The organism is Hymenobacter terrenus, assembly GCF_000972495.1.
In the GTDB taxonomy this organism is placed as follows: domain Bacteria; phylum Bacteroidota; class Bacteroidia; order Cytophagales; family Hymenobacteraceae; genus Hymenobacter; species Hymenobacter terrenus.
In genome coordinates, this window is record NZ_LATM01000072.1 from 1 (window position 1) to 5,123 (window position 5,123).

Genomic DNA, 5,123 nt, shown 5'->3' on the forward strand with positions numbered 1-5,123 from the left:
GAACAGTTTTTAAGGTGAAAAACTGTCAACCTATTTCAGGGCAAGGCAATATGCATACGAACAGGAGGCGTTGGCTGTAAAACGAGCTAAAAGACACAGGAGCGCCAGGTGTTGCGCCTCGTGGCTCAACCAAACGCCCACGAGAAGCTGCCAAACCTGGCACTCCTAGCTGGTGGGCCGTGTGGACGTTACCTTAGCCCGCATAGCCATCACACTCACGACACTTCATCATGGAAATGAGCACAATAATCGAAGCAGGGGAAGGTGGTTTTGTGAATTTAGGCGGGTTGGGTGTGAACTGGAAAATCGACGGTGAGCACACCAGCGGGCGCTTCGCCGTGGTTCATCACCCTATTCCGCCCCGCACCCTGGCGGCGCACTTGCACTACCATCACCGGGAGGACGAGTACTCGTATGTGCTGGAGGGAACGATGGGAGCCTTGTTGGGCGAAGAAGTGGTGCTCGCTGAGATGGGCAGCTGGGTGTTTAAGCCCCGCGGCCAGTGGCACACGTTTTGGAATGCCGGCGCCTCCCCCTGCACGGTCATTGAGCTAATATCACCCGCGGGGTTCGAAAATTATTTCCGCGAATTGGCAGCAGCGGTCGGGGACGCGGAACGCAGGGCAGAAATCAACCAGAAATATGGCCTGGAGGTGGATGTGGCCCGTACCCCCTACTTATGCGAACGTTTCCAGCTAGTTCATCCTAGTTATCACCCGCCCCGTTGAGGTAGAGGCACTTGGTCAGCTCCTCGCTGGCCTGCCACAGGCGGGCCGCTACCCGTGGGTCTTTAGAATTTCCATCAGAATCTACCCGCACCGGCTGGCCCCGCATCTGCTGAAAGCCGTCAGGCCCGATAAACTCGCCGCCTTGAATGGTGGGCGCCAGCGCCGCGTGGAGCAGCGGCAGGGCACCTTGCGCGGCGGGTTGCAAAAACAAGCTGCCCAGGGGCCGAATCAAGGCCGGGAAATACTGGTCCAGGTTGGTTTTGGCCAGGCCCGGGTGTGCCGCCACTGACTGGGTACCGTACCCTGCGGCGGCCAGCCGGCGCTGCAGCTCGTAGGCAAACACCAGGCAGGCCCGCTTGCTCTGGCCGTAGGCTTTGCGCCGGCTGTAGCCTTTTTTCGCCTGCAAATCGGCAAAGTCGATTTCTGCCCACTTGTAGGACAAGCTGCTCACGGACACCACCCGGGAGCCAGGCGTGGCGACAAGCAGCGGCAGCAGCAGGCCGGTCAGGGCAAAGTGGCCGAGGTAGTTGGTGGCCAGCTGTAGCTCGAAGCCGTCGGCGCTCACTGCCTGCGGCGGCATCATAATGCCGGCGTTGTTGATGAGCAGGTCAAGCTTTTCGTGCTGCTGCCGGAAATCCGCGGCAAATTCGCGGACGCTGCGCAGGCTGCTCAGGTCCAGCGGAAGGCACTCTACCTTGGCCGACGGATACGCCTGCACAATCCGGGCTTTGGCAGCTTCGGCCTTGGACACATTCCGGCAGGCCAGCATGACCGTCAGGTCCTTGCGGGCCAGTTCCAGGGCCGTTTCGTACCCTAGGCCGATGTTCGCCCCGGTTACCACGGCCACGCGGCCCGGCTGGGCAGGCACCTGCGCCAGGTTCCACTTATTGCTCATGGGATGCCGCTTAGAAGACGGTGAAAAGCTTGATAACCGCCGGTTTTGCGGCGGCTGCGTACTCGACAAGTGCCGATTCAAACTTTGGTTGGCCGAACGGCTTGTAGTTGTTGCCAAACCCGATGGGTTCTTTGGGGATGCTCAGAAAATTCATGTCCAGCTTGCCGTTCCCGTTGGTGTCCTGGTAAATGGAAACAGCGTATTTGCCGGGGGGCACCGAAAACTGCGCCGTTTGGACCGAAGCTTCAGGGGCCAGCGTGAGCCGCCGAAAAGGCTTTTTCAGCCAGCCGGACTTTTCGTTATAGATTTCAACCACCACCCTGCCCCGGTCCTTCTCGATATTGACCACCTGAATGGTGAAAGCAGAAGGCTGGCCCGCAGGCCGAAAGGCTGCACCCCCGGCAGTCAGCAGTAGCATCATGACTGTTACTGAATTAGGAATTGTCATTGCGTGCAATTTTGATAGTGAAGACCACGCCCAACCGCTCCGTTGCCGCTGGCGGCGGAGAGCTTTTGCGCCCTGCAAAGGTGCGCGGTGACCAGGGCTGACCGTCCGCCTGAATCGTGCGTTTACCCGGACAAACCGTGCAAAAGCGCAGTTCGGTAGTGGGTGGGCGTTTGCCCAGTCACCTGCTTGAACAAGCGGCCAAAGTAGGACGGGTCGGGAAAATTGAGCTCCACGGCAACCTGGGCAATGTCCTTGGTGCGGTCCTGCAAGAGCACCTTGCTGCGCAGAATCACCAGCTCGTTGAGGTGCTCTTTGGGCGATTTGCGGGTCAATTGGCGCACGCACCGGCTCAGGTAGTTTTCCGACACGGCCAGGGCACTGGCGTAAAATGCCACCTCCCGGTTCGTACTCACGTGCTCGTACACCAGCTCTTTGAAGCGCATGGTGATTTCCGACGGCCGGTCAGGCTGGCACAGCGTCGTGGGCGACGCCGCCGCTATTTTCATCACCATGGCTTGCAGCAGCGCTACCTGAATGTCCTCGGCATACCCCGCCGGGCCGCCGGCTTGATGTGTCAGCAATGCGCAGCACTGGCACAGCCAGTCCATGTCAGCCGCTGACACCGCGTGCCTGGGGTAAAACGTGAGCCGGTGCAGCAGCGCGCGGTCGGTGAAAATGCGCGGCAGCACGGCGCTGGGGAGGTGGAGGTAGTACCCCTCCGTACCCGGCGTAATAGAGTTGATGGCATTAAGGTGCCCTTCGCGAATAAACAGCACGTCGTTGGCCGCCAAATTTAGCGTTTCGTTGTCGACCTGCTGCCGACCCCCACCCGCCCGAAACAGCAGCAAAAAGCTGTACTCGGCTTTGAACAGCGGGGTCGGCGGCTTGATGCGCGCTTCGGCCAGCGACAGCGGGTACACCTGTACCGGCCGCGCCTGAAACCCAAACGCGGCGGGGCGCGTGTGCATGTAGCGGTCCACAAACCCCTCAAAGGTGACTACCTCAAATTCTTTACGGCTCATGCGCGCTGCGTTTCGACCACCGATTGGCTTGAAGTAAAGGTGGGCCAAGAAATTATCTTTGGCGTGACCCGGGCAGGTTGCACTGGTTCCAACACGCTCCTAAAAATAGGCATTGGAATGCTGCTGATTTACAAATAGCCGACTGGGTTCACAAAAACGCAACGCGCAACCACTATCATTAAACAGCTACCGGCAAGGTCGTACTTTAACGGCCGGCCTGATGGACCAGTTCGGGCGCGCTTGTTTTATGAAAAGCTTCCAGGCGGCCTTTGCCGCAGCCATGCAGGCGGTAAGCCCTGATGTGGCCGCCCGCTTCTACGACCCGACCCAGCTACTATAAGAAGGCCAATGAGAGCGACGCCGACGTGTACTTCGACGACGTCACGGTCGAGCACGGCCAGGGTCTGCACGTGCAGGAGACGCAGTACGACCCCACGGGCCTGGAGCTGGCCGGGCTGGCGGGCACCATGCCGGGGCTCAAGCCATTGAATCAGTACAAGTTCAATGGCAAAGAGTTCCAGACCGATTTAGGCCTGAACTGGAACCACCAGGACTGGCGCTTCTTCGATGCCCAGCTCGGCCGCTGGCACGTCGTGGACCCCGAGCTCGAGAACGGGCAGGAGAGCTGGACGCCGTACGCCTTCAGCTACAACAACGCCGTGCGCTACGCAGATGCCGATGGGCGCCTTCCAGGTGTGGGTGAGTTACTAAACAGAGCCAAATCTGCATCTGCGTAGCGCACGGCGTTGTTGTAGCTGAAGAAGCAATAGTTGGATCAGTAGCACGCCATTTCACTGATAGACCAAGTGATCAAAGGTTTGCAGAACAGAGTACCATTGCGGGGGCTAGGATGCATCTTGTTGGCAATACAGCGCGTGCCAAGTCAGAGGCAGCTAGATTGGCAGGACAAGGTGATGGCTCGACAACTAATGCCTTGCGCCACGGCATGCTTTCCGCTATGGGTGCTAAAACTCTCGGACGCGGCATGGCAAAAAAAGCTACTGATGCGCATGAGGGAAACAATGTAAATATTCTTCAAGTCAGAGCTAAAAACGTACAGGAACTAGGGTGTTGTTAAACAACTAGGGCAAAACCTCCGACTTAGCCGCGCAACTGCCTGATTTCCCTTAGCAGCACTCTGGCTGCCAAGGCATTACACAGCAAGGGGGCAAAGCGATAGCCTTAACGTTCGTTTTTGCTATCCTCTTTCGATGGTTTTTAAGGGGCGTGTAAAAGCATCGTTTTTCGCTACTCTTACGACGCATTTATGCCTTATCGGTAGCATTCAAGCTGCTTGGCTGCCAAGTCGGAAGTTTTGCCCTAGTTGTTTAACAACACCCACTTGCGCCCCGTCATCGAGTACCTACTGGCCCAGGGCAACACGCCGGCCGGCTGGCGGGGGGATGCGTTCTCGTTTGACTAAGGAGGCGAGGAGCATTACCACGTTGCTTGCCCCCTCGACGCAGCCTAGCTGCGCGAGCGGTTTGCGTTCCCGGCCTCCATCGTGCTCGATGACGCTGACATTAGTCGGGACAGAGCGAACCGGGTGGCCATCTCCCACCAGCAGCCCGACCGGCCCTTCGTGTTGGGGGCTGCCGGCACCCACGGTTCCCACACAAAGCCAGCAGGCTGCGCCAGAGCGGCCTGCAGTGGACGACGAAACGGCCAACAAGTAACAGTTAATGCAACCACCGGTTAAGTCGAACGGTTTCGTGACGTGGAATAGCCCCGGATGAGGGGTTGTACGTAGAGTGCAGATGAGTTCGACACCTTTGTTGCACCGCTTCTTGGACGCCCAGGAAGCCGCGTACCCCACCGCGTTGGCCGAAATCCAACGGGGCCGCAAACACAGCCACTGGATGTGGTACATCTTCCCCCAGCTGCAAGGCCTGGGCCACAGCGCCACGGCCCAATACTACGGCCTGCACGGCGCGGCCGAAGCCCGGGCCTACGCGCAGCACCCGGTGCTGGGCACCCGGCTGGTAGCCAGCAGCCGGGCGTTGCTGGCGCTACCCGGCAACGACGCCGCC

General features: G+C 59.1%; 6 protein-coding genes. 3 read left to right on the forward strand and 3 right to left on the reverse strand.

The genetic code is table 11. The annotated features are described in order from the left end of the window. Nucleotides 1-236: 236 nt before the first annotated feature. Nucleotides 237-728: a cupin domain-containing protein gene (locus WX88_RS26305; RefSeq protein ID WP_231590805.1), complete on the forward strand. Its 492-nt coding sequence runs from the start codon at nucleotides 237-239 to the stop codon at nucleotides 726-728. Here the strand turns inward: WX88_RS26305 and WX88_RS26310 are convergent. From WX88_RS26310 to WX88_RS26320, 3 genes are all read right to left on the reverse strand, one after another. Beyond that, nucleotides 706-1,623: an oxidoreductase gene (locus tag WX88_RS26310; protein ID WP_046247414.1), complete on the reverse strand. Its 918-nt coding sequence runs from the start codon at nucleotides 1,621-1,623 to the stop codon at nucleotides 706-708. The two genes, WX88_RS26305 and WX88_RS26310, sit on opposite strands and share 23 nt — an antisense overlap. Nucleotides 1,624-1,633: 10 nt before the next feature. Further along, nucleotides 1,634-2,044 carry a DUF2141 domain-containing protein gene (locus WX88_RS26315; RefSeq protein WP_046247415.1) on the reverse strand — a complete coding sequence of 137 codons (411 nt, stop codon included), beginning with the start codon at nucleotides 2,042-2,044 and terminating at the stop codon, nucleotides 1,634-1,636. 149 nt (nucleotides 2,045-2,193) lie between these two features. Next, nucleotides 2,194-3,093: an AraC family transcriptional regulator gene (locus tag WX88_RS26320; protein WP_046247416.1), complete on the reverse strand. Its 900-nt coding sequence runs from the start codon at nucleotides 3,091-3,093 to the stop codon at nucleotides 2,194-2,196. 299 nt (nucleotides 3,094-3,392) lie between these two features. Here WX88_RS26320 and WX88_RS26325 point away from each other — a divergent pair, with 299 nt between their 5' ends. Next, on the forward strand, nucleotides 3,393-3,830 hold the full coding sequence (locus WX88_RS26325) for an RHS repeat-associated core domain-containing protein (RefSeq protein ID WP_046247417.1): 438 nt from the start codon (nucleotides 3,393-3,395) through the stop codon (nucleotides 3,828-3,830). Nucleotides 3,831-4,850: 1,020 nt separating this feature from the next. Next, nucleotides 4,851-5,123, forward strand: a 273-nt coding sequence (locus WX88_RS26335; RefSeq protein ID WP_046247419.1) for a DUF1810 family protein, incomplete at its 3' end; no start/stop codon positions are given.

Bases quoted from the DNA above. Each gene is read 5' to 3' on its own strand.
- WX88_RS26305 (WP_231590805.1), top strand. From the start codon at position 237: ATGAGCACAATAATCGAAGCAGGGGAAGGTGGTTTTGTGAATTTAGGC.
- WX88_RS26310 (WP_046247414.1), bottom strand. From the start codon at position 1,623: ATGAGCAATAAGTGGAACCTGGCGCAGGTGCCTGCCCAGCCGGGCCGC.
- WX88_RS26315 (WP_046247415.1), bottom strand. From the start codon at position 2,044: ATGATGCTACTGCTGACTGCCGGGGGTGCAGCCTTTCGGCCTGCGGGC.
- WX88_RS26320 (WP_046247416.1), bottom strand. From the start codon at position 3,093: ATGAGCCGTAAAGAATTTGAGGTAGTCACCTTTGAGGGGTTTGTGGAC.
- WX88_RS26325 (WP_046247417.1), top strand. From the start codon at position 3,393: ATGTGGCCGCCCGCTTCTACGACCCGACCCAGCTACTATAAGAAGGCC.